The following is a 22,974-nucleotide window of genomic DNA, read 5'->3' as shown; positions in this document are numbered from 1 at the left end:
CAACAATGGCTAAGGTATTCGCAATCGCGAACCAGAAAGGTGGTGTGGGCAAGACAACCACCTGTATCAATCTCGCCGCCTCGCTGGCTGCGACCAAGCGTCGTGTCCTGCTGATCGACCTCGATCCGCAGGGCAACGCCACCATGGGCAGCGGTGTGGACAAACACGAGCTCGAGCATTCGGTCTACGACCTGCTGATCGGGGAGTGCGACTTGGCCCAGGCTATGCACTATTCCGAGCACGGAGGCTTCCAGTTGCTGCCTGCCAACCGTGACCTGACCGCCGCTGAGGTGGTGCTGCTGGAAATGCAGGTCAAGGAGAGCCGTCTGCGCAACGCCCTGGCGCCTATTCGCGATAACTACGACTACATCCTCATCGACTGCCCGCCGTCGCTGTCGATGCTCACGCTGAATGCTCTGGTCGCTTCCGATGGCGTGATTATCCCCATGCAGTGTGAGTACTACGCACTGGAAGGTCTCAGCGACCTTGTGGATAACATCAAGCGTATCGCCGCGCGGTTGAACCCTGAGTTGAAGATCGAGGGCCTGCTGCGGACCATGTACGATCCGCGCCTGAGCCTTAACAACGATGTTTCGGCGCAGTTGAAGGAGCACTTTGGCCCTCAGCTGTACGACACGGTCATTCCGCGCAACATTCGCTTGGCCGAGGCCCCCAGCTTCGGCATGCCAGCCCTTGCTTACGACAAGCAATCGCGGGGCGCACTGGCGTACCTGGCCCTGGCTGGAGAACTGGTACGCCGTCAACGCCGTCCATCACGCACTGCACAAACAACTTAAGGAATCCGTATGGCCGTCAAGAAACGGGGTCTCGGACGTGGGTTGGATGCACTGCTCAGTGGTCCTTCCGTCAGCGCGCTCGAAGAGCAGGCTGTAAAGATCGACCAGAAAGAACTGCAACACCTGCCGGTCGAGCTGGTCCAGCGCGGCAAGTATCAGCCTCGCCGAGACATGGACCCGGAGGCGCTGGAAGAGCTTGCGCACTCGATTCGCAACCATGGTGTGATGCAACCGATCGTAGTACGCCCGATTGGCGACAACCGATACGAGATCATCGCCGGTGAGCGCCGTTGGCGCGCTACCCAGCAGGCCGGCCTGGACACGATCCCGGCCATGGTCCGCGAAGTGCCCGACGAAGCCGCCATCGCCATGGCATTGATCGAGAACATCCAGCGCGAAGACCTCAACCCACTGGAAGAGGCCATGGCCCTGCAGCGCCTGCAACAGGAATTCGAGCTCACCCAGCAGCAGGTGGCTGACGCTGTGGGCAAGTCGCGGGTGACTGTGGCCAACCTGCTGCGCCTCATTACCTTGCCCGATGCGATCAAGACCATGCTCGCCCACGGTGATCTGGAGATGGGGCACGCCCGTGCATTGCTCGGCCTGGATGAAAATCGTCAGGAGGAGGGGGCGCGTCATGTTGTCGCACGTGGCCTCACCGTGCGCCAAACCGAGGCACTGGTCCGTCAGTGGCTCAGCGACAAGCCTGATCCGGTCGAACCGAGCAAACCTGATCCGGATATCGCACGCCTTGAACAGCGGCTCGCAGAGCGCCTGGGCTCGGCTGTGCAGATCCGTCATGGCAACAAGGGCAAAGGCCAGTTGGTTATTCGCTACAACTCGCTTGACGAGTTGCAAGGCGTGCTCGCTCACATCCGCTGAAACAATTCCTGTTGTAGCGCGAAGTCGGAAATCACTACCGAAGAGTTGAATAGGGGTTAATCCACCCCTATACTCTGCGCGCATTTTGTCGGCACAAATTATGCCAAGTCATAGCTGACTTGTTGGTCGACTTCCGAGGAGCAGTTGTGATGGAAATACGCACGCCAAACCGCCTGCCTTTCCATCGCTGGGCGGTTTTTCCGGTACTGCTGGCTCAATTTGTCGTACTGCTGCTGGCAACCTTGGTGTTGTGGCAGTGGAAAGGGTCGGTCAGTGGATATTCAGGCCTTTGCGGAGGTTTGATTGCCTGGCTGCCCAATGTGTATTTCGCCTGGAAGGCTTTTCGCTTCAGCGGGGCTCGGGCGGCACAAGCTATCGTCAAGTCGTTTTACGCTGGCGAGGCAGGCAAGATGATTTTGACGGCAGTGCTTTTTGCACTGACCTTTGCAGGAGTGAAGCCACTGGCGCCGCTAGCAGTATTCGGCGTCTTCGTGTTGACCCTTTTGGTCAGCTGGTTCGCGCCCCTGCTGATGAATAAAAGACTTTCGAGACCTTAGGGCGTTTGAGGCAACCATGGCAGCAGAAACCGCTTCGGGCTATATCCAGCACCACTTGCAGAACCTGACCTACGGTCAACTACCAGACGGCAGCTGGGGCTTCGCCCATTCGGCTGCAGAAGCCAAGGCAATGGGCTTCTGGGCGTTCCACCTGGACACCCTGGGTTGGTCCGTCGCGCTGGGTCTGATCTTCCTGTTGATCTTCCGCATGGCGGCCAAGAAGGCGACTTCCGGCCAACCTGGCGGTCTGCAGAACTTCGTTGAGGTGATGGTCGACTTCGTCAACGGCAGCGTGAAGGACTCCTTCCACGGCCGTAGCCCGGTAATCGCTCCACTGGCGCTGACCATTTTCGTCTGGGTATTCCTGATGAACGCCGTCGACCTGATACCGGTCGACTGGATTCCTCAGCTGGCCATCCTGATTTCCGGTGACCCGCACATTCCGTTCCGCGCCGTGTCGACCACCGACCCGAACGCGACCCTGGCCATGGCCTTCTGCGTCTTCGCCCTGATCATCTTCTACAGCATCAAGGTCAAGGGACTGGGCGGCTTCATCGGTGAGCTGACCCTGCACCCGTTTGGCAGCAAGAATATCTTCGTGCAAATCCTGCTGATTCCAGTCAACTTCCTGCTGGAATTCGTCACCCTGATCGCCAAGCCGATCTCGCTGGCACTGCGTCTGTTCGGCAACATGTATGCTGGCGAGCTGGTGTTCATCCTGATCGCTGTAATGTTCGGCTCCGGCCTGCTGTGGCTCAGCGGTCTGGGTGTGGTGCTGCAATGGGCGTGGGCTGTGTTCCACATCCTGATCATCACCCTGCAAGCTTTCATCTTCATGATGCTGACCATCGTCTACCTGTCGATGGCTCACGAAGATAACCATTAAGACCGCCTGGCGTGTCTGATAGCCTTCCCTGCCTGTATGGGGGAAGGGCTTAAAAAGTCCGCAAGGGCATGCTGTACCAAACGATTTGTTTTACCGCTTCAAACTAAAAACCTAACCAATACGACGTAAAAGTCGGGAGGAAAGATGGAAACTGTAGTTGGTCTGACCGCTATCGCTGTTGCTCTGCTGATCGGCCTGGGTGCTCTGGGTACCGCCATTGGTTTCGGCCTGCTGGGTGGCAAATTCCTGGAAGGCGCTGCTCGTCAGCCAGAAATGGTTCCGATGCTGCAGGTCAAAATGTTCATCGTTGCCGGTCTGCTCGACGCCGTAACCATGATCGGTGTTGGTATCGCTCTGTTCTTCACCTTCGCGAATCCGTTCGTTGGTCAGATCGCCGGCTAATCACTCGTCACCACGAGTTGATGGCTGTATGAATTAAGACCGAGCGAGGTGTTGGCGTGAACATTAATGCAACCCTGATTGGCCAATCCGTTGCTTTCCTGATTTTTGTACTCTTCTGCATGAAGTATGTATGGCCTCCGGTCATCACTGCCCTGCAAGAGCGCCAAAAGAAGATTGCCGACGGCTTGGACGCTGCCAACCGCGCAGCTCGCGACCTGGAGCTGGCCCAAGAGAAAGCGGGTCAGCAACTGCGTGAAGCTAAAGCACAGGCAGCCGAAATCATCGAGCAAAGCAAGAAACGCGCTGCTCAGCTTGTCGACGAAGCCCGTGAACAGGCTCGCGTCGAAGCTGACCGTGTGAAGGCTCAGGCTCTGGCCGAGATCGAACAGGAACTGAACAGCGCTAAAGACGCCCTGCGTGCCCAAGTGGGTGCTCTGGCCGTTGGTGGTGCTGAAAAGATCCTTGGCGCCACAATCGATCAAAACGCGCATGCGGAGCTGGTTAACAAACTGGCCGCTGAAATTTAAGCGAGGGCGATCATGGCAGAACTGACCACGTTGGCCCGACCTTACGCTAAGGCTGCCTTTGAGCATGCCCAGGCCCATCAGCAACTGGCCAATTGGTCAGCCATGCTCGGCCTGGCTGCTGCGGTGTCGCAAGACGACACCATGCAGCGCCTGCTCAAGGCCCCGCGACTGACGAGCGCAGAAAAGGCCGCCACGTTCATTGACGTGTGCGGTGACAAGTTCAATGCACAGGCACAGAATTTCATTCATGTTGCCGCGGAAAACGACCGTCTCCTGCTTCTGCCGGAGATTGCCGCCCTGTTCGACCTGTACAAGGCCGAGCAAGAGAAATCCGTGGACGTGGAAGTCACCAGTGCCTTCGCGTTGAACCAAGAACAGCAAGACAAACTCGCCAAGGTTCTCAGTGCACGGTTAGGCCAGGAAGTGCGCCTGCACGCGTCGGAGGATGCCAGCCTGATTGGCGGCGTCGTCATCCGCGCCGGTGACCTGGTAATCGATGGCTCTGTTCGCGGCAAAATCGCGAAACTGGCCGAAGCATTGAAATCTTGAGTTTGAAGGGGCAGCAGAGCAATGCAGCAACTCAATCCTTCCGAAATTAGTGAAATCATCAAGGGCCGCATCGATAACCTCGATGTGAGCTCCCAAGCCCGTAACGAAGGTACCGTCGTTTCGGTATCCGACGGTATCGTGCGGATCCACGGTCTGGCCGACGTCATGTACGGCGAAATGATCGAGTTCCCTGGCAGCGTATACGGCATGGCCCTGAACCTGGAGCAAGACTCCGTAGGTGCAGTGATCCTGGGTGCCTATGACACCCTCGCCGAAGGCATGAGCGCCAAGTGCACCGGCCGCATTCTGGAAGTTCCGGTTGGTAAGGAACTGCTGGGTCGCGTCGTTGACGCACTGGGTAACCCGATCGACGGCAAAGGTCCTCTGGGTAACACCCAGACCGACGCAGTCGAGAAAGTGGCTCCAGGCGTGATCTGGCGTAAGTCGGTAGACCAGCCTGTACAGACTGGTTACAAATCCGTCGACGCCATGATCCCTGTCGGCCGTGGCCAGCGTGAGCTGATCATTGGCGACCGTCAGATCGGCAAGACCGCCATGGCCATCGACGCCATCATCAACCAGAAAGACTCCGGTATTTTCTGTGTTTATGTTGCTGTCGGCCAGAAGCGTTCCACCGTTGCCAACATCGTTCGCAAGCTGGAAGAAACCGGCGCCCTGGCCAACACCATCGTGGTTGTTGCCAGTGCTTCGGAATCCGCCGCACTGCAATTCCTGGCGCCATACGCCGGTTGCACCATGGGCGAGTTCTTCCGCGACCGCGGTGAAGACGCACTGATCGTTTACGATGACCTGTCCAAGCAGGCCGTTGCCTACCGCCAGATCTCCCTGCTGCTGCGCCGTCCACCAGGACGCGAAGCATACCCAGGCGACGTGTTCTATCTCCACTCCCGTCTGCTGGAGCGTGCATCGCGCGTTTCGGAAGAGTACGTCGAGAAGTTCACCAACGGTGCTGTTACTGGCAAAACTGGTTCCCTGACCGCTCTGCCGATCATCGAAACCCAGGCTGGCGACGTTTCTGCGTTCGTTCCGACCAACGTGATTTCCATCACCGACGGTCAGATCTTCCTGGAATCGGCCATGTTCAACTCGGGCATCCGCCCTGCAGTGAACGCCGGTGTTTCGGTATCCCGCGTAGGTGGTGCCGCTCAGACCAAGATCATCAAGAAGCTGTCCGGTGGTATTCGTACCGCTCTGGCTCAGTACCGTGAACTGGCTGCATTCGCCCAGTTCGCGTCCGATCTGGACGAAGCGACCCGCAAGCAGCTGGAGCATGGTCAGCGCGTTACCGAGCTGATGAAGCAGAAGCAGTACGCGCCGATGTCCATCGCGGACATGGCTCTGTCGCTGTACGCCGCTGAGCGTGGCTTCCTGATCGACGTAGAAGTCTCCAAGATCGGCAGCTTCGAGCAAGCTCTGATCGCCTTCTTCAACCGTGATCACGCTGAACTGATGGCGAAGATCAACGTGAAGGGTGAGTTCAACGACGAAATCGACGCAGGCCTGAAAGCCGGTATCGAGAAGTTCAAGGCCACCCAGACCTGGTAAGCCGCAGCGGGGGCTCAGGCCCCCGCTTGCTAACCTGATAGGTGATACATGGCAGGCGCAAAAGAGATTCGCAGTAAGATTGCGAGCATCAAAAGCACGCAAAAAATTACCAGCGCCATGGAGAAAGTGGCGGTCAGCAAGATGCGCAAGGCACAAATGCGCATGGCTGCTAGCCGTCCTTACGCGGAACGTATCCGCCAGGTGATCGGTCATCTGGCCAACGCCAACCCGGAATACCGCCACCCGTTCATGATCGAGCGCCCTGTAAAGCGCGCCGGTTATATCGTGGTGAGCAGTGACCGTGGTCTGTGCGGTGGCTTGAACACCAACCTGTTCAAGGCCCTGGTCAAGGACATGAGCGCAAACCGCGAACAGGGCGTGGAAATCGACCTGTGCGTGATCGGCAGCAAGGGTGCGACTTTCTTCCGCATCTTTGGCGGCAACGTCGTAGCAGCGATCAGCCACTTGGGCGAAGAGCCATCGATCAACGATCTGATCGGCTCCGTCAAAGTGATGCTGGACGCCTACCTGGACGGCCGTATCGATCGCCTCTCGGTGGTTTCGAACAAGTTCATCAATACCATGACCCAGAAGCCGACGGTCGAGCAATTGGTACCGTTGGTGGCAACCCCGGATCAGGATCTCAAGCATCACTGGGACTACCTGTACGAACCCGACGCAAAAGAGCTGCTGGACGGCTTGATGGTGCGCTACGTGGAGTCGCAGGTATACCAGGCGGTGGTCGAGAACAACGCTGCTGAACAAGCGGCCCGGATGATCGCCATGAAGAACGCCACAGACAACGCCGGTGATTTGATCAAAGAGCTTCAGTTGATCTACAACAAGGCGCGTCAGGCTGCGATCACCCAGGAGATCTCGGAAATCGTCGGCGGCGCTGCCGCGGTTTAACGGTTCACATATTCAGAGGATCCAGCTATGAGTAGCGGACGTATCGTTCAAATCATCGGCGCCGTCATCGACGTGGAATTCCCACGTGACGTCGTGCCGAGTGTATACAACGCGCTTAAAGTACAAGGCGCGGAAACCACCCTGGAAGTTCAGCAGCAGCTGGGCGACGGCGTGGTTCGTACCATTGCGATGGGCTCGACCGAAGGCCTGAAGCGCGGTCTGGATGTCGTCGACACCGGCGCTGCCATTTCCGTTCCAGTTGGTAAGGCCACCCTGGGCCGTATCATGGACGTACTGGGCAACCCGATCGACGAAGCCGGCCCGATCGGCGAAGAAGAGCGTCGCGGTATCCACCAGCCAGCGCCTTCGTTCGCTGACCAGGCAGGCGGCAACGACCTGCTGGAAACCGGCATCAAGGTTATCGACCTGGTTTGCCCGTTCGCCAAGGGTGGTAAAGTTGGTCTGTTCGGTGGTGCCGGTGTCGGCAAGACCGTAAACATGATGGAACTGATCCGTAACATCGCCATGGAACACAGCGGTTACTCCGTGTTCGCTGGTGTGGGTGAGCGTACTCGTGAGGGTAACGACTTCTACCACGAGATGAAGGACTCCAACGTTCTCGACAAGGTAGCGCTGGTCTACGGTCAGATGAACGAGCCACCAGGAAACCGTCTGCGTGTAGCGCTGACCGGCCTGACCATGGCCGAGAAGTTCCGTGACGAAGGTAACGACGTTCTGCTGTTCGTCGACAACATCTATCGTTACACCCTGGCCGGTACCGAAGTATCCGCACTGCTGGGCCGTATGCCTTCGGCGGTAGGTTACCAGCCGACCCTGGCTGAAGAGATGGGCGTTCTGCAAGAGCGCATCACCTCCACCAAGGAAGGTTCGATCACCTCCGTACAGGCCGTATACGTACCTGCGGACGACTTGACCGACCCGTCGCCAGCGACCACCTTCGCCCACTTGGACGCCACCGTCGTTCTGTCCCGTGACATCGCCTCCCTGGGTATCTACCCAGCGGTCGACCCACTGGACTCGACCTCGCGCCAGCTGGACCCGAACGTGATCGGCAACGAGCACTACGAGACCGCTCGTGGCGTTCAGTATGTTCTGCAGCGCTATAAAGAGCTGAAGGACATCATTGCGATCCTGGGTATGGACGAACTGTCCGAAGCCGACAAGCAACTGGTAGCCCGCGCTCGTAAGATCCAGCGCTTCCTGTCGCAGCCGTTCTTCGTGGCAGAAGTCTTCACCGGTTCGCCAGGTAAGTACGTTTCCCTGAAAGACACCATCGCTGGCTTCAGCGGCATCCTCAAAGGTGACTACGACCACCTGCCAGAACAAGCGTTCTACATGGTCGGCAGCATCGACGAAGCGATCGAGAAAGCCAAGAAACTGTAATTCCTGCGCCCCGCAAGGGGCGCTATCAGGTTGAGGCAAGCAGATGGCTATGACAGTCCATTGCGATATCGTCAGCGCGGAAGGAGAGATCTTCTCCGGCCTGGTCGAGATGGTAGTTGCGCACGGTAACCTGGGTGATCTTGGTATCGCTCCAGGCCATGCGCCGCTGATCACCAATCTCAAGCCTGGTCCGATCACGCTGACCAAGCAGGGTGGCGCACAAGAGGTGTTCTACATCTCTGGTGGTTTCCTCGAGGTTCAGCCGAACATGGTCAAGGTGCTTGCCGATACCGTGCAACGTGCTGCAGACCTGGATGAAGCTCAGGCTCAGGAGGCCCTCAAGGCTGCCGAGAACGCCCTGAATCTGAAAGGCGCGGACTTCGACTACGGTGCCGCCGCCGCACGTCTGGCCGAGGCCGCAGCCCAGCTGCGTACCGTCCAGCAAATGCGCAAAGGCAAGTAATCGGCTACGGCTGATAACTTCTGTTGCGATTGAGTAAAAGGGTAGCCTCGGCTACCCTTTTTCTTTTTCTGTTTTCTCCCCCGGTCTTTCACTGACCGCCCAGGATTGGTAGCCAGTAATGTCACTCGATATCGTTATTCTCGCCGCCGGCCAAGGCACCCGCATGCGCTCGGCGCTGCCCAAAGTGTTGCACCCGGTGGCTGGCAATTCCATGCTCGGCCATGTTATCCACAGCGCGCGCCAACTTCAGCCGCAAGGTATTCATGTGGTCATTGGCCATGGCGCCGAGCTGGTCCGCGAGCGGCTGGCTGCTGACGACCTGAATTTCGTCATGCAGGATAAACAGCTGGGTACCGGTCATGCTGTTGCCCAGGCACTGCCAGCGCTGACCGCTGACACCGTGCTGGTGTTGTACGGCGACGTGCCGTTGATCGAAGTGGAGACCTTGCAGCGTCTGTTGGCGAAGGCCAACGATCAGCAGCTGGGACTGCTGACAGTCACCCTCGATGATCCGACCGGCTATGGCCGGATCGTGCGTGACGAGCAGGGCAAGGTAACTGCCATCGTTGAGCACAAGGACGCCAACGACGCGCAAAAAGCGATCAACGAAGGCAACACCGGAATTCTGGCGCTGCCGGCCGCGCGCCTCGCCGACTGGATGGGCCGCCTGTCGAACAACAACGCCCAGGGCGAGTACTACCTGACTGACGTAATCGCCATGGCAGTGGCCGATGGCTTGGTGGTGGCAACTGAACAGCCACACGACGCTATGGAAGTGCAGGGCGCCAACGACCGCCGCCAGCTCTCCGAGCTGGAGCGTCACTACCAGTTGCGTGAAGGCCGCCGTCTGATGGCTCAGGGGGTTACCCTGCGTGATCCGGCACGCTTCGATGTTCGTGGTGAAGTAAGCGTTGGTCGTGACGTGCTGATCGACATCAACGTGATTCTCGAAGGCAAGGTGGTCATCGAAGACGATGTGCAGATCGGCCCTAACTGCGTGATCAAGAACACTACCCTGCGCAAAGGCGCGGTGGTGAAGGCCAACAGCCACCTCGAAGGTGCCGTGATGGGCGAGGGCAGCGATGCAGGCCCGTTCGCCCGACTGCGCCCGGGCAGTGTACTGGACGCCAAGGCCCATGTGGGTAACTTCGTCGAACTGAAAAACACCCACCTGGGTGAAGGGGCCAAGGCTGGTCACCTGACCTACCTGGGTGATGCTGAAATCGGTGCGCGCACCAATATCGGTGCCGGCACCATCACCTGCAACTACGATGGCGCCAACAAGTTCAAGACCGTGATGGGTGAAGACGTGTTCATTGGATCGAACAACTCGCTGGTGGCGCCTGTGGAAATCAAGGCCGGCGCTACCACCGCAGCTGGCTCGACCATCACCCAGGCTGTAGACGCGGGTGACCTGGCTGTAGCCCGTGCGCGCCAGCGCAACATTTCGGGTTGGAAGCGCCCTGAGAAGATCAAGAAGAGCTGAGTTATTCACAGCCGTTTCGATCGAAAGCCGACTTATGTGAATAAGTCGGCTTTTTTATTGGCGATTGGCGCTGCCGCGCCAAAAGGACCGCGTCAAAGCAGAGGCAAACAATCCACAGGTCAGCGACAGCTTGACGAATCGCTCGTCTTAGGTTTTGATTGCAACCATTAACTTTCGAATCGAAACTTAAACGCACATGTCGAAACGAAACACACCACAACGGCGACACAATATTCTGGCTTTGCTCAGCGAGCAGGGTGAGGTAAGTGTGGACGCGTTGGCCAAGCGTTTCGCCACCTCGGAAGTGACCATTCGCAAAGACCTCGCCGCCTTGGAAACCAACGGCTTGCTGTTACGCCGCTATGGCGGGGCGGTGCCGGTGCCGCAAGAGTTGCTCGGTGAACCGGCACAACCCGTCTCTTCCTATAAAAAGGCCATTGCGCGTGCTGCTGTGGGGCGTATCCGCGAACATGCACGCATTATCATCGACAGCGGCAGCACCACGGCGGCAATGATCCCCGAACTGGGGCGCCAGCCAGGCCTGGTGGTGATGACCAATTCGCTCAATGTGGCCCGTGCGATCTGCGACCTCGAACATGAGCCGGTGCTGCTGATGACCGGTGGCACCTGGGACCCGCATTCCGAATCGTTCCAGGGCCAGGTCGCGGAGCAGGTACTGCGCTCCTACGATTTCGACCAATTATTCATCGGTGCCGACGGCATCGACCTCGGCCGGGGTACCACTACCTTCAACGAGTTGCTTGGGCTGAGCCGGGTCATGGCGGAAGTTGCCCGTGAAGTGATCGTGATGGTCGAGTCGGACAAGGTGGGGCGCAAGATCCCTAACCTCGAGCTGCCCTGGAGCAGTGTGCACACCCTTATTACAGATGAACGCCTGCCAGCAGCAGCGCGCGAACAAATTCAAGCCCGCGGCGTCAACCTGATCTGCGCCGCGATCAGCCAGGAGCAATAAAACATGTGTGGAATCGTTGGTGCTATCGCCGAGCGTAATATCACAGCCATCCTGATCGAAGGCCTCAAGCGTCTTGAATACCGCGGTTACGACAGCGCCGGTTTGGCTGTGCTCACCCAGAACGGTGAACTGCAGCGCCGCCGGCGCATTGGCAAGGTCAGCGAGCTGGAGGTTGCTGTTGCTGATGACCCATTGGCAGGCCAGCTGGGTATTGCCCACACCCGCTGGGCTACCCACGGCGCGCCGACTGAAGGCAACGCCCACCCGCACTTCTCGGGCAATGACGTGGCCGTGGTGCACAACGGCATCATCGAGAACCACGAGGAGCTGCGCGAAGAGCTGAAGGGGCTGGGCTATGTCTTCACTTCGCAGACCGATACCGAAGTCATCGTCCACCTGATCCACCACACCCTGAAGAGCCTTCCAAACCTGACCGACGCCCTTAAGGCAGCGGTGAAGCGCCTGCACGGCGCTTACGGCCTGGCGCTGATCAGTGCCAAGCAGCCGGACCGCCTGGTGGCCGCACGCAGTGGTAGCCCGCTGGTTATCGGCCTGGGCCTTGGCGAGAACTTCCTGGCGTCCGACCAGCTGGCGCTGCGTCAGGTTACTGACCGCTTCATGTACCTGGAAGAAGGCGACATCGCTGAAATCCGCCGTGATCAGGTCTCTATCTGGGACCAGCAGGGCAACAAGGTCCAGCGCGAAACCGTGCAATATCACGAAGGTGCCGAGGCTGCCGACAAGGGCGCTTACCGTCACTTCATGCTCAAGGAAATTCACGAGCAGCCAAGCGTTGTTCAGCGCACGCTTGAAGGCCGCCTGGGCAAGGACAACGTGCTGGTCCAGGCCTTTGGCCCGCAAGCTGCCGACCTGTTTGCCAAGGTGCGCAACGTGCAGATCGTTGCCTGTGGCACCAGCTACCACGCCGGTATGGTTGCGCGTTACTGGCTGGAAAGCCTGGCCGGCATCCCTTGCCAGGTAGAAGTGGCCAGCGAGTTCCGTTACCGCAAGGTGGTGGTGCAGCCGGATACTCTGTTCGTCTCCATCTCGCAGTCTGGCGAAACCGCCGATACCCTGGCCGCACTGCGCAACGCCAAGGAGTTGGGTTTCCTTGGCAGCCTGGCGATCTGCAACGTGGGTATCAGCTCGCTGGTACGCGAGTCGGACTTGACCCTGCTGACCTTGGCCGGTCCTGAAATCGGTGTGGCTTCGACCAAAGCGTTCACCACCCAACTGGTTTCGCTGATGCTGCTGACCCTGGCCCTTGGCCAGGTGCGCGGTACGCTGGAAGCCGGTGTCGAAGCTGAGCTGGTTGAAGAGCTGCGTCGACTGCCAACCCGCCTGGGCGAAGCCCTGGCCATGGATGCCACCGTCGAGAAAATTGCCGAGCTGTTCGCCGACAAGCACCATACCCTGTTCCTCGGCCGCGGTGCGCAGTACCCAGTGGCGATGGAAGGTGCTCTCAAGCTTAAGGAAATCTCCTACATCCACGCAGAAGCGTACCCTGCAGGCGAGTTGAAGCACGGCCCGCTGGCTCTGGTGGACAACGACATGCCGGTGGTTACCGTTGCACCGAACAACGAACTGCTGGAGAAGCTGAAGTCCAACCTGCAGGAAGTGCGTGCCCGTGGTGGCGAGCTGGTAGTGTTCGCCGACGAGCACGCGGGCATGACCAATGGCGAAGGCACCCACGTGATCAAGGTGCCGCACATTGCCGATGCCTTGGCGCCAATCCTGTACACCATTCCGCTGCAGTTGCTGTCTTATTACGTGGCCGTGCTCAAGGGGACCGACGTTGACCAGCCTCGTAATCTGGCCAAGTCGGTGACTGTCGAGTAGCGGATAGTCAGGTGTTGATCACAACTTGTGGATTTAGAAAATTAAAACTGACGCAGGATAATTAAAACTGTCGCAGGAGGCGGTGAGTCCACCGCGCCGCCGCCTGCAATGTTCCTGCTCCTTGAAGTTGCCTCACTCGTTCGACGCTGGCTTTTGGGCAATGACGACAACATACACGCGATCATCAGCATGCTTAAAACACGAAGCCATGCCCGAGCTCTCTCTCCATCCACGCCAAGAAACGCCTGACCCTTTCGAACCCTGAATGGGCTTTCGGAAACACCAGATGATGGGCCGCCACAGGCGCGCTGAAGATGTGTGGCACGACTTCCACCAGTGTTCCGGACGCAAGGTACTTCTGCGCTAATAACGTGCTTTCGAGTGCAAAACCCAGCCCGTGACTGGCGGCCTCCAGGGACATGTAGGAACGATCGAAACTCAACGCGTAGGGCTTTTCCGGGCGGGCGAGTCCGTGTCGAGCGAACCAGGCCGGCCATTTCAACAATGTGGCCTCGGAGAGAATCAAGTCCCGACGCAGTAGATCCGACGCGTCGTCGATCCTATGCCGGGCCAGCAGTTTCGGTGAGGCCAGCACGGCAAATGCCTCATTGCCTAAGGTGCGCACCTCGTAGCTAGGCCAATTGGGTTCGCCATGGCGAATGTCTACGTCAATCTTGTCGCGACTGAAATGCAGAGATTCATAGGAGCACGACAAGTTGATCTGGATATCCGGGTGCGCCATCCGAAATGCCTCCAGCCTTGGCATTAGCCACAGCAGGCCGAAACTCGGTGAGGAATGCAAACGCAGGCAATCGAGGCTGACGTCGCTGCTGGCCCGTTCCGTGGCGACGGAAAGACTGTGCAGAATGCCGGAAACGTCTTTCAGATACTGCTCGCCAACGGGGGTCAGGCTGACGCCACGCGCCGCGCGAAAGAACAGTTGTCGACCAATCAGTGCTTCGAGCTTGGCCAATTGATGGCTGACAGCCGAAGGGGTGAGGTCTAGCACTTCCGCCGCGCGGGCAACATTACCGAAGCGAGCAGTTTGCTCAAAGGCCTGAATCGCTCTCAGGGGTGGAAGGGCCGGCGCGGTATCGTCAACAGATCGCATATCAGTCACTTCGCTCGCAGCGCATATTTTTATTGGGGACCTTCATTCAATCATTTAGCAATCAGGGTGACGAGTGCTGAATTTTTTTCAGCATCCAATGATTTTTGCGTTATTGCTCAGGGCCTGGGCCGAGACCAAAGTAGGCCCATCGATTCCGCTGAATCGACCTTATAAAAACAATCAGAGGTCACACCCATGCTTCTTCAAGGCAAAGTCGCAATCATCACTGGCGCCGCATCGGCACGCGGGATCGGCCGGGCAACTGCGGCCACATTCGCTGCTCAAGGTGCCCGCGTGGTGATCCTCGATCTGGATGAAGCCGCTGCCCGCGATGCCGCAGCGGCTCTTGGCGAAGGACATCTCGGCCTAGCGGCCAACGTCGCCGATCAGGCGCAGGTAAACCAGGCCGTTGCGCAGATCATCGAGCACTTTGGCCGCATCGACGTGCTGGTCAACAACGCTGGCATCACCCAACCCCTCAAGACCCTGGACATCAAGCACAGCGACTACGACAAGGTGCTCGACGTCAGCCTGCGCGGCACTCTGCTGATGTCTCAGGCCGTCATTCCCCTGATGCGCGAGCAGCGTTCGGGCAGCATTGTCTGCATGTCCTCGGTATCGGCACAGCGTGGCGGCGGCATCTTCGGTGGCCCGCACTACAGCGCAGCGAAAGCGGGGGTACTGGGCCTGGCCAAGGCCATGGCACGAGAGCTGGGGCCGGATAACGTGCGCGTGAACGCCATCGCCCCGGGTCTGATTCACACGGACATCACTGGCGGTTTGATGCAGGACGATCGTCGCCACGCAATCATCGACGGTATTCCACTGGGCCGTCTGGGCGAAGCGCAAGACGTCGCTAACGCCGCTTTGTTCCTGGCCAGCGATCTGTCGACCTACCTGACCGGAATCACCCTGGATGTAAACGGCGGCATGCTCATTCACTGATGCACATTGCGTCAGCCCGTGCGGCTGACGCTGTTCTGAATCGATAAAAACAAGAGATCAGACCATCATGATTACCACCCTGTCATTGGACGCGGTTTCGGCCGTGCGCTCCAACGCATACCGCAAGACTGCCTGGCGACTGATGCCGTTCCTGATGCTGTGCTACCTGTGTGCCTATCTGGACCGGGTAAACGTGGGCTTCGCCAAGTTGCAGATGATGAGCGACCTGGCCCTAAGCGAGGCCGTTTACGGCCTGGGCGCCGGCATGTTCTTCATTGGCTACTTTCTCTGCGAAGTGCCCAGCAATCTGATCCTGCACAGGGTCGGCGCACGCCGCTGGATCGCCCGGATCATGATTTCCTGGGGGATCATTTCCGCCCTCTTTGCCTTCGTTGAAACCGCCTGGCAGTTTTATGCCCTGCGTTTTCTGCTTGGCATCGCTGAAGCGGGTCTGGCTCCTGGCCTGTTGTTGTACCTGACCTACTGGTTCCCGTCCTACCGTCGCGCAAAGATGACCGTGCTTTGGTTCGTCGCGATTCCATTGTCGGGGATGATTGGCGGCCCACTGTCAGGTTGGATCATGAATCAGTTCGCAGGTTTTCATGGCTGGGCGGGCTGGCAATGGATGTTCGTCATCGAGGCAATTCCAACCGTCATCGTCGGGTTGTTGGTACTGACCTATCTCAAAGATGGCGTGCATCAGGCCACCTGGCTGACCGATGAAGAAAAGGAACTGGTTACCAAGGAGCTCGCTGAGGACAACGCCCACAAGGTCACTCATGCCTCACCTCGGGAATTCATCCGCGATCGCCGCCTATGGCTGCTGGCCTGCATCTACTTCTGTGTAGTCATGGGCCAGTACGCGATTACCTTCTGGCTGCCGACCCTGATCCGCAATGCCGGGGTATCGGACCCACTGCATATCGGCATGCTGACCAGCCTGCCTTACATGTGCGCCATCGTCGCCATGCTGCTGATGGGCCGTAGTGGCGACAAGCATCGCGAACGTCGCTGGCATCTGGTTGTCCCGATGATCGCAGGCGCCATCGGCCTGACGCTGGCGGCACTGCTGGGCGGCAACCTGCTGCTGTCGGTACTCAGCCTGTGCCTTGCAGCAGCTGGCGTGCTCTCGGCTTCCTCACTGTTCTGGATGCTGCCCACTACGCTGCTCGGCGGCGTGTCAGCCGCAGCAGGTATCGCTGGTATCAACAGTTTCGCCAACCTTGCCGGGTTCTGCTCGCCTTACCTGATCGGCTGGATCACCACTTCCACCGGTTCCAGTGCCATCGGCATGTACCTGATCACCGCAGTGCTGCTCGCGGGGGCCACGCTGGTCCTGCGCATTCCCGCCGCATCGGTCAATCGTTAACTCGCTGGAGTAGTCACCATGACTGTCAACGCACCCGACACTTCGCTCTCGGCGCTCGCCGAACGCGCGTACAACATTCGCCGCCATGCCCTGCGCATGGGGCAGGTCCAGGGCCAGGGTTATGTCGGCCAGGCCCTCGGCGCCGCTGACTTGCTGGCCGTGTCGTACTTCCATGCGCTGCGCTATCAGCCCCACAACCCCGAATGGGAGCAACGCGACCGCTTTTACCTGTCCATCGGTCACTACGCCATCGCCCTGTATGCAGCGCTGATCGAAGCCGGCGTGATCCCCCTGGAGGAACTGGAAACCTATGGTTCGGACGACAGCCGCCTGCCGATGTCGGGCATGGCCGCCTACACGCCGGGCATGGAAATAACCGGGGGGTCGCTCGGCCACGGCTTGGGCATAGCGGTCGGCGCCTGCCTGGGCCTGAAACGCAAGAAATCGGATTCGTTTGTCTACAACCTGCTCTCGGACGGCGAATTGAACGAAGGATCAACCTGGGAAGCCGCGATGTCGGCTTCTCATTGGAAACTGAACAACCTCATCGCAATCATCGACGTCAACAACCAGCAAGCCGACGGCTACTCCAGCGAAGTGCTGGCATTCGAGCCCATCGTTGATCGTTGGCAGGCGTTTGGCTGGTTTACCCAGCGCGTGGACGGCAACGACATCGGGGCCCTGGTCGCCGCGTTCGACGCCGCACGCAACCATCAAGGTGCACAGCCGCGGGTCATCATCTGCGATACCAAGATGGGCAAGGGTGTGGACTTTCTCGAGTCACGTGAAAAAACCCACTTCATCCGCGTCGATGAAAACGAGTGGGATCTGGCATTGCAAAACCTTCAGGTCGGGAGAATCGTATGAGCCGCGTAAACACCACCGAAACCGGCAAGAAGCGCCTGACAACCTCGGCCATGATCGCTTCGATCGCTGCCGAGGGCCAGGCCACCCGCTCAGCGCCGTTCGGTCATGCGTTGGCGGCACTGGCCGAACAGCGTTCGGACATCGTCGGCCTGTCGGCGGACCTGTCCAAGTACACCGACCTGCACATTTTCGCGAAGGCGCACCCGGAACGTTTCTATCAGATGGGCATGGCCGAGCAATTGCTGATGAGTGCAGCCGCTGGCATGGCACGCGAAGGCTGCGTGCCGTTCGCCACCACGTACGCGGTATTCGCTTCGCGTAGGGCCTATGATTTTATCTGCATGGCCATCGCCGAGGAGAACCTCAACGTCAAGATCGTCTGCGGGTTGCCGGGCTTGACCACCGGTTACGGCCCCAGCCACCAGGCAACGGATGATCTGGCTATCTTCCGCGCCATGCCGAACCTGATGATCGTCGACCCATGCGACGCTCTGGAGATCGAGCAGGCGGTGCCCGCCATCGCCGCCCATCAGGGACCGGTGTACATGCGCCTGCTGCGCGGCAACGTGCCGCTGGTATTGGACGAATATGGCTACAAGTTCGAGATCGGCAAGGCCAAGACCCTGCGCACCGGAAAGGACGTGCTGATCATCTCCACCGGTCTGATGACCATGCGCTCGCTAGAGGCCGCAGCGCAGTTGCAGAAGGATGGCGTCGATGTGGCAGTACTACACGTACCCACCATCAAGCCACTGGACGAACAGACGATTCTGGCTGAGGCACGAAAGTCTGGACGGCTGGTGGTCACCGCCGAAAACCATTCGATCATCGGCGGCCTCGGCGAGGCGGTGGCGGGCCTGCTGCTGCGCAACGGAGTAACGCCGACATTCCGCCAGATCGCCTTGCCCGATGCCTTCCTCGATGCCGGCGCTCTGCCGACGCTGCATGACCGCTACGGTATCTCCACCGACGCAGTGAGCGCGCAGATCAAGGCTTGGCTGTGACTTGATACCTGGAGATAGAGCCAGCCGGAATTAAAGGCGGCTCTATCCCCGACGCAGCGAATGGGGCTCGTCAGATTTGCATGGCCATGCCATCCACATTCATCGCCGCCTGGCGCAGGGCCTCGGAGCGCGTCGGGTGCGGGTGGCAGGTGAGGGCGATATCTTCTGCCGAGGCCGAGAACTCCATAGCCACGCAGAACTCACCAATCATCTCGCTGACGCTTGGGCCCACCAGGTGCACACCTAGTACTTCATCGGTTTCGGCATCGGCGATGACCTTGGCGAAGCCTTCGGTCTCGTGATTGATCTTGGCACGGCTGTTGGCGGTGAAGGGAAACTTGCCAACCTTGTAGGCACGCCCTTCGGCCTTGAGCTGCTCTTCAGTCTTGCCCACGGTGGCCATCTCCGGGCGGGTATAGATCACGCCAGGGATGAGGTTGTAGTTGACCTCGTGGGGCTTGCCGGCGATGCGTTCGATACAGGCCACCGCTTCGTCTTCCGCCTTGTGCGCCAGCATTGGGCCCGAAGTGACGTCGCCAATCACCCAGACACCCGGCACTGAGGTACGGTGGTGCTCGTTGCCGAGCATGCCGCGCTTGTCGGCTTCCAGGCCCACGCTTTCCAGGTTCAGCCCTTTGGTATAAGGGCGGCGGCCAATAGCCACCAACACGTAATCGGCTTGCAGCGATTCTGCGGTACCCCCTGCGGCAGGCTCCAGCGTCAGGCTGACGCCATCGGCACCTGCGGTAGCCTGAGTCACTTTGCTGCCCAGCTTGAACACCATGCCTTGCTTGGCGAGCGCCTTCTGCAGGGTCTTGGCCGTTTCCGTGTCAGTGCCTGGGCAGATGCGGTCCAGGTATTCGATGACAGTGACCTGGCTACCCAGGCGGCGCCAGACCGAACCCAGCTCAAGACCGATTACGCCAGCACCGATGACGACCAGGTGCTTGGGCACTTGCGGCAGCGACAGCGCGCCGGTCGAGTCAATGATGCGCTGGTTGTCGACGGTCACACCTGGCAGAGGGGTGGGCTCAGAGCCGGTGGCAATGACGATGTCCTTGGCCTGCAACGCGGTTTCGCTACCGTCTTCGGCCTTGACCACGACCTTGCCGATGCCCTCCAGGCGGCCCCAGCCTTTGATCCACTCGACCTTGTTCTTGCGAAACAGGTATTCGATGCCCTTGGTCAGGCCTGTCACGCTCTCATCCTTCTGTTTCATCATCTGGGCGAGGTTGAGGGTGGGCTTTACTTCGATACCGAGGTGGGCGAACTCGTCACCGCTGGCAGCTTCGTAAAGCTCCGAAGCATGCAGCAGCGCCTTGGATGGCATGCAGCCAACGTTCAGGCAGGTGCCGCCCAAGGTCGAGCGGCCTTCCACGCAGGCAACGCTCAGGCCCAACTGGCCAGCACGGATGGCTGCGTTGTAGCCGCCAGGGCCACCGCCGATGATCACCACGTCATAGGATTTCATGGGTTCAACTCCAGGATGTAGAAGCGCGAGAGGGCACAAGGTTAAGCTGAGACGGAAAGATTGTATACAATCTGCTGCATGGATAAGATCAGTTGGTTCTAGACCAAGGTCTTGCTTAGAGGAAACATCCTACAGATGAACTACTCTGATCCGGTGACGTTCGAAATATTAGGCGTCGTGGCCAATTACGGACAGGAGGGGTGATTCATGCTTGCTCAACTTCCACCTGCATTGCAGAGCTTGCATCTGCCGCTGAGGCTGAAGCTGTGGGACGGTAACCAGTTTGATCTTGGACCTAGCCCTCAGGTCACCATTCTGGTGAAGGAGCCGCAGCTGATCAGCCAGTTGACCCACCCAAGCATGGACCAGCTAGGCACCGCATTCGTCGAAGGCAAGCTGGAGCTGGAAGGCGATATCGGTGAGGCCATCCGCGTGTGCGACGAGCTGAGCGAAGCGCTGCTGGCGGATGAGGATGAAACGCCGCCGCCACGTGTGTCTCATGACAAGAGCACTGACGCCAAGGCAATCTCCTACCACTATGACGTGTCTAACGCGTTCTACCAGCTTTGGCTGGACCAGGACATGGCCTATTCTTGCGCCTACTTCCGTGAGCCGGACAATACGCTCGACCAGGCGCAGCAGGACAAGTTTGACCACCTGTGCCGCAAGCTGCGTCTGGATGCCGGTGACTACCTGCTCGATGTTGGCTGTGGCTGGGGCGGGCTGGCGCGGTTCGCTGCCCGTGAATATGGCGCCAAGGTGTTCGGCATTACCCTGAGCAAGGAGCAATTGAAGCTCGGCCGCAAGCGTGTGCAAGCGGAAGGGCTTGCCGACAAGGTTGACCTGCAGATTCTCGATTACCGCGATCTGCCTCAGGATGGTCGCTTCGACAAGGTTGTCAGCGTGGGTATGTTCGAGCATGTCGGGCATGCCAACCTGGCGCTGTACTGCCAGAAGCTGTTCGGGGCGGTGAGGGAAGGGGGAGTGGTGATGAACCACGGCATCACTGCCAAGCACGTCGATGGCCGACCAGTCGGGCGCGGGGCCGGTGAGTTCATCGATCGCTATGTATTCCCCCACGGCGAACTGCCGCACCTGTCGATGATCAGCGCCAGTATCTGTGAAGCCGGGCTTGAGGTAGTGGACGTGGAGAGCCTGCGCCTGCACTACGCCAAAACCTTGCACCACTGGAGCGAGAACCTGGAGAACCAGTTGCACAAGGCTGCAGCGCTGGTGCCTGAGAAGACCCTGCGGATCTGGCGTTTGTACTTGGCCGGGTGTGCCTACGCCTTTCAGAAGGGCTGGATCAACCTGCACCAGATATTGGCAGTGAAGCCATACGCCGACGGGCATCATGACCTGCCCTGGACGCGGGAAGACCTGTATCGCTGAAATCGCGAGTGTCACAGCCCCGATGTGGCTTTGGAGGAGTGGCCTTTATCGCGAAAGGCCGCTTTCAACGGGTGTGCTCACCCTAAAGAATCGGCGATATCAGCCGCGCAATCCGCATCCCCAATTGCTGCAGTCGATGGGTATCTTCGGTGTCTTCTGCAGTAATTTCCCGCGCGTGTTCGAAGTCTTCCTGGAGCATGTGCTCGACTTGGTCGGCGAAGCCGCGATCGACTGTCAGCAGGGTAATCTCGAAGTTCAGGCGGAACGAGCGGTTGTCCAGGTTGGCACTCCCAATCGCGCTGACGTCATCATCCACCAGCACCACCTTCTGATGCAGAAACCCGGGTTGGTAACGGAACATCCGTACCCCCGCGCGCACCGCTTCGAAGGCAAACAGGCTGGAGGCGGCGTAGACGATGCGGTGGTCCGGCCGTGACGGGATCAGCACCCGCACATCGACTCCTCGTAGTACCGCCAGCCGCAAGGCGGCGAATACGGCCTCGTCAGGGATGAAGTAGGGGCTCGTGATCCACACCCTGCGGGTGGCCGAATGAATCGCCTCAAGGAAGAACAGCGAACAGGTTTCTTGTGGGTCTGCCGGGCCGCTGGCCAAGGCCTGACACAGCACGCCGTTATCCGGGTACGTATCGGGCAGGATCAGCGGCGGTAGCTGGCGCGTGGCCCAATACCAGTCCTCGGCGAACGACTCTTGCAGGCAGGCCAGTACCGGCCCGCTGATCTGTACGTGGGTGTCACGCCAGGGGGAAAGCTGTGGATGTTCACCCAGGTACTCGTCGCCCACATTGTGACCGCCGATGAAGCCGAGCAAGCCATCCACCACCACAATCTTGCGATGGTTGCGAAAGTTCACCTGGAAGCGGTTGAACCAGCCGCGACGGGTGGCGAATGCATGGATCTGCACGCCGCCGTCACGCAGCATCTGGCTGTAGCTGGCCGGCAAGGCGTGGCTGCCGACACGGTCGTACAGCACGAACACCTGCACGCCTTCGGCGGCTTTGCGTAGCAAGAGTTGCTGCAGTGCCTTGCCTAGGGTGTCGTCATGAATAATGAAGAATTGCACCAGTACCACATCGCGTGCTTTTTCGATGGCTGCGAAGATGGCATCGAAGGTGGCCTTGCCATTGATCAGCAGTTTCACCTGGTTATTTGCCAGGCATGGCATGCGACCCAGCTTGGGCATGGCGCGCAAGGCTGTGTAGCTTTCGGACTCGCGGGCGGTAAGGGCTTCTTCAACCCAGGGCCGCCAGTTGAGGTTGGCCATGGCCACGTGCATTTCCTGGTTGGCCTGGCGCCGAGCCTTGATGTAGGCATAGAACGAGCGGGCGCCGAAGATCAGGTAGGGGATCAAGGTGAGGTAGGGGATGAAGAGCAAGGGCATCGCCCACGCAATGGCGCCCTGAGCTGTTCGCACGGTGAACAGCGCATGCAGTGCGGCGACAATACCCAGCAGATGGATCAGGCCGAGTAGGTAACCAAAGAAGTAGGCGCTGTGGTAATCCATATGCATCCTGCTTGCCGAGTACACTTGAGGTAACAGAACACGTTCCCGGTCCG

At 59.1% G+C, this 22,974-nt stretch carries 22 protein-coding genes; 19 read left to right on the top strand and 3 right to left on the bottom strand.

Features of this window, described 5'->3' with window-relative positions; genetic code table 11:
* Positions 1–5: 5 nt before the first annotated feature.
* The 14 genes from FQ668_RS26335 to glmS all read left to right on the top strand — a co-directional run bounded on the left by FQ668_RS26335 (position 6) and on the right by glmS (position 13,240).
* The gene (locus tag FQ668_RS26335) at positions 6–797 is read left to right on the top strand and encodes a ParA family protein (RefSeq protein ID WP_003253182.1); all 792 of its coding nucleotides are present in this window, start codon (positions 6–8) and stop codon (positions 795–797) included.
* A 9-nt stretch (positions 798–806) separates the two neighbouring features.
* Complete coding sequence (locus FQ668_RS26330; protein WP_003253185.1) at positions 807–1,679, top strand: ParB/RepB/Spo0J family partition protein; 873 nt, start codon at positions 807–809, stop codon at positions 1,677–1,679.
* A 149-nt stretch (positions 1,680–1,828) separates the two neighbouring features.
* Entirely contained in the window at positions 1,829–2,236 is a 408-nt protein-coding gene (locus FQ668_RS26325) for a F0F1 ATP synthase subunit I (protein ID WP_010955890.1), read from the top strand.
* Between the two features lie 16 nt (positions 2,237–2,252).
* On the top strand, positions 2,253–3,122 hold the full coding sequence (gene atpB / locus FQ668_RS26320; protein ID WP_010955889.1) for a F0F1 ATP synthase subunit A: 870 nt from the start codon (positions 2,253–2,255) through the stop codon (positions 3,120–3,122).
* A 144-nt stretch (positions 3,123–3,266) separates the two neighbouring features.
* A complete protein-coding gene (gene atpE, locus FQ668_RS26315) occupies positions 3,267–3,524 on the top strand; it encodes a F0F1 ATP synthase subunit C (protein ID WP_003097235.1) in 258 nt (85 codons plus the stop codon).
* Positions 3,525–3,580: 56 nt separating this feature from the next.
* On the top strand, positions 3,581–4,051 hold the full coding sequence (locus tag FQ668_RS26310; RefSeq protein ID WP_010955888.1) for a F0F1 ATP synthase subunit B: 471 nt from the start codon (positions 3,581–3,583) through the stop codon (positions 4,049–4,051).
* 12 nt (positions 4,052–4,063) lie between these two features.
* Positions 4,064–4,600, top strand: a complete 537-nt coding sequence (locus FQ668_RS26305; RefSeq protein WP_003253191.1) for a F0F1 ATP synthase subunit delta — start codon at positions 4,064–4,066, stop codon at positions 4,598–4,600.
* Between the two features lie 21 nt (positions 4,601–4,621).
* Positions 4,622–6,166 carry a F0F1 ATP synthase subunit alpha gene (gene atpA, locus FQ668_RS26300; protein ID WP_144180722.1) on the top strand — a complete coding sequence of 515 codons (1,545 nt, stop codon included), beginning with the start codon at positions 4,622–4,624 and terminating at the stop codon, positions 6,164–6,166.
* Positions 6,167–6,214: 48 nt separating this feature from the next.
* On the top strand, positions 6,215–7,075 hold the full coding sequence (gene atpG / locus FQ668_RS26295; protein ID WP_003253195.1) for a F0F1 ATP synthase subunit gamma: 861 nt from the start codon (positions 6,215–6,217) through the stop codon (positions 7,073–7,075).
* Positions 7,076–7,102: 27 nt separating this feature from the next.
* A complete protein-coding gene (gene atpD / locus FQ668_RS26290; RefSeq protein WP_003253197.1) occupies positions 7,103–8,479 on the top strand; it encodes a F0F1 ATP synthase subunit beta in 1,377 nt (458 codons plus the stop codon).
* 43 nt (positions 8,480–8,522) lie between these two features.
* Entirely contained in the window at positions 8,523–8,942 is a 420-nt protein-coding gene (locus FQ668_RS26285; protein ID WP_016489909.1) for a F0F1 ATP synthase subunit epsilon, read from the top strand.
* Positions 8,943–9,060: 118 nt separating this feature from the next.
* Positions 9,061–10,428 carry a bifunctional UDP-N-acetylglucosamine diphosphorylase/glucosamine-1-phosphate N-acetyltransferase GlmU gene (glmU, locus tag FQ668_RS26280; protein WP_119713164.1) on the top strand — a complete coding sequence of 456 codons (1,368 nt, stop codon included), beginning with the start codon at positions 9,061–9,063 and terminating at the stop codon, positions 10,426–10,428.
* A 196-nt stretch (positions 10,429–10,624) separates the two neighbouring features.
* On the top strand, positions 10,625–11,401 hold the full coding sequence (locus tag FQ668_RS26275) for a DeoR/GlpR family DNA-binding transcription regulator (RefSeq protein WP_019436529.1): 777 nt from the start codon (positions 10,625–10,627) through the stop codon (positions 11,399–11,401).
* 3 nt (positions 11,402–11,404) lie between these two features.
* Positions 11,405–13,240, top strand: coding sequence for a glutamine--fructose-6-phosphate transaminase (isomerizing) (gene glmS, locus FQ668_RS26270; protein ID WP_053867753.1), 1,836 nt, complete (start codon positions 11,405–11,407; stop codon positions 13,238–13,240).
* A gap of 193 nt (positions 13,241–13,433) precedes the next feature.
* On the opposite strand, the gene FQ668_RS26265 is transcribed toward glmS, so the two are convergent.
* Complete coding sequence (locus FQ668_RS26265) at positions 13,434–14,351, bottom strand: LysR substrate-binding domain-containing protein (RefSeq protein ID WP_019437636.1); 918 nt, start codon at positions 14,349–14,351, stop codon at positions 13,434–13,436.
* A gap of 195 nt (positions 14,352–14,546) precedes the next feature.
* Between FQ668_RS26265 and FQ668_RS26260 the strand changes: the two genes are divergently transcribed.
* The 4 genes from FQ668_RS26260 to FQ668_RS26245 all read left to right on the top strand — a co-directional run bounded on the left by FQ668_RS26260 (position 14,547) and on the right by FQ668_RS26245 (position 18,536).
* The gene (locus FQ668_RS26260) at positions 14,547–15,296 is read left to right on the top strand and encodes an SDR family NAD(P)-dependent oxidoreductase (RefSeq protein ID WP_019437635.1); all 750 of its coding nucleotides are present in this window, start codon (positions 14,547–14,549) and stop codon (positions 15,294–15,296) included.
* Between the two features lie 67 nt (positions 15,297–15,363).
* A complete protein-coding gene (locus FQ668_RS26255) occupies positions 15,364–16,665 on the top strand; it encodes an MFS transporter (RefSeq protein ID WP_014589180.1) in 1,302 nt (433 codons plus the stop codon).
* Positions 16,666–16,683: 18 nt separating this feature from the next.
* Complete coding sequence (locus tag FQ668_RS26250) at positions 16,684–17,532, top strand: transketolase (protein ID WP_014589179.1); 849 nt, start codon at positions 16,684–16,686, stop codon at positions 17,530–17,532.
* Positions 17,529–18,536, top strand: coding sequence for a transketolase family protein (locus tag FQ668_RS26245; RefSeq protein WP_019437634.1), 1,008 nt, complete (start codon positions 17,529–17,531; stop codon positions 18,534–18,536). The genes FQ668_RS26250 and FQ668_RS26245 overlap by 4 nt, the downstream gene beginning before the upstream one ends.
* Positions 18,537–18,606: 70 nt before the next feature.
* Here FQ668_RS26245 and lpdA read toward each other — a convergent pair whose 3' ends face one another.
* Positions 18,607–20,007: a dihydrolipoyl dehydrogenase gene (gene lpdA, locus FQ668_RS26240; RefSeq protein WP_019437633.1), complete on the bottom strand. Its 1,401-nt coding sequence runs from the start codon at positions 20,005–20,007 to the stop codon at positions 18,607–18,609.
* 207 nt (positions 20,008–20,214) lie between these two features.
* Between lpdA and cfaB the strand changes: the two genes are divergently transcribed.
* A complete protein-coding gene (cfaB, locus tag FQ668_RS26235) occupies positions 20,215–21,399 on the top strand; it encodes a C17 cyclopropane fatty acid synthase CfaB (protein ID WP_014589176.1) in 1,185 nt (394 codons plus the stop codon).
* 82 nt (positions 21,400–21,481) lie between these two features.
* Here cfaB and cls read toward each other — a convergent pair whose 3' ends face one another.
* The gene (gene cls, locus FQ668_RS26230; protein ID WP_019437632.1) at positions 21,482–22,921 is read right to left on the bottom strand and encodes a cardiolipin synthase; all 1,440 of its coding nucleotides are present in this window, start codon (positions 22,919–22,921) and stop codon (positions 21,482–21,484) included.
* Positions 22,922–22,974: the final 53 nt, after the last annotated feature.

Source organism: Pseudomonas sp. Kh14 (assembly GCF_900291005.1).
Taxonomy (GTDB): domain Bacteria; phylum Pseudomonadota; class Gammaproteobacteria; order Pseudomonadales; family Pseudomonadaceae; genus Aquipseudomonas; species Aquipseudomonas alloputida.
Note: the sequence above shows the minus strand (reverse complement) of the source record. Positions and strands in the feature narration are given on the sequence as shown.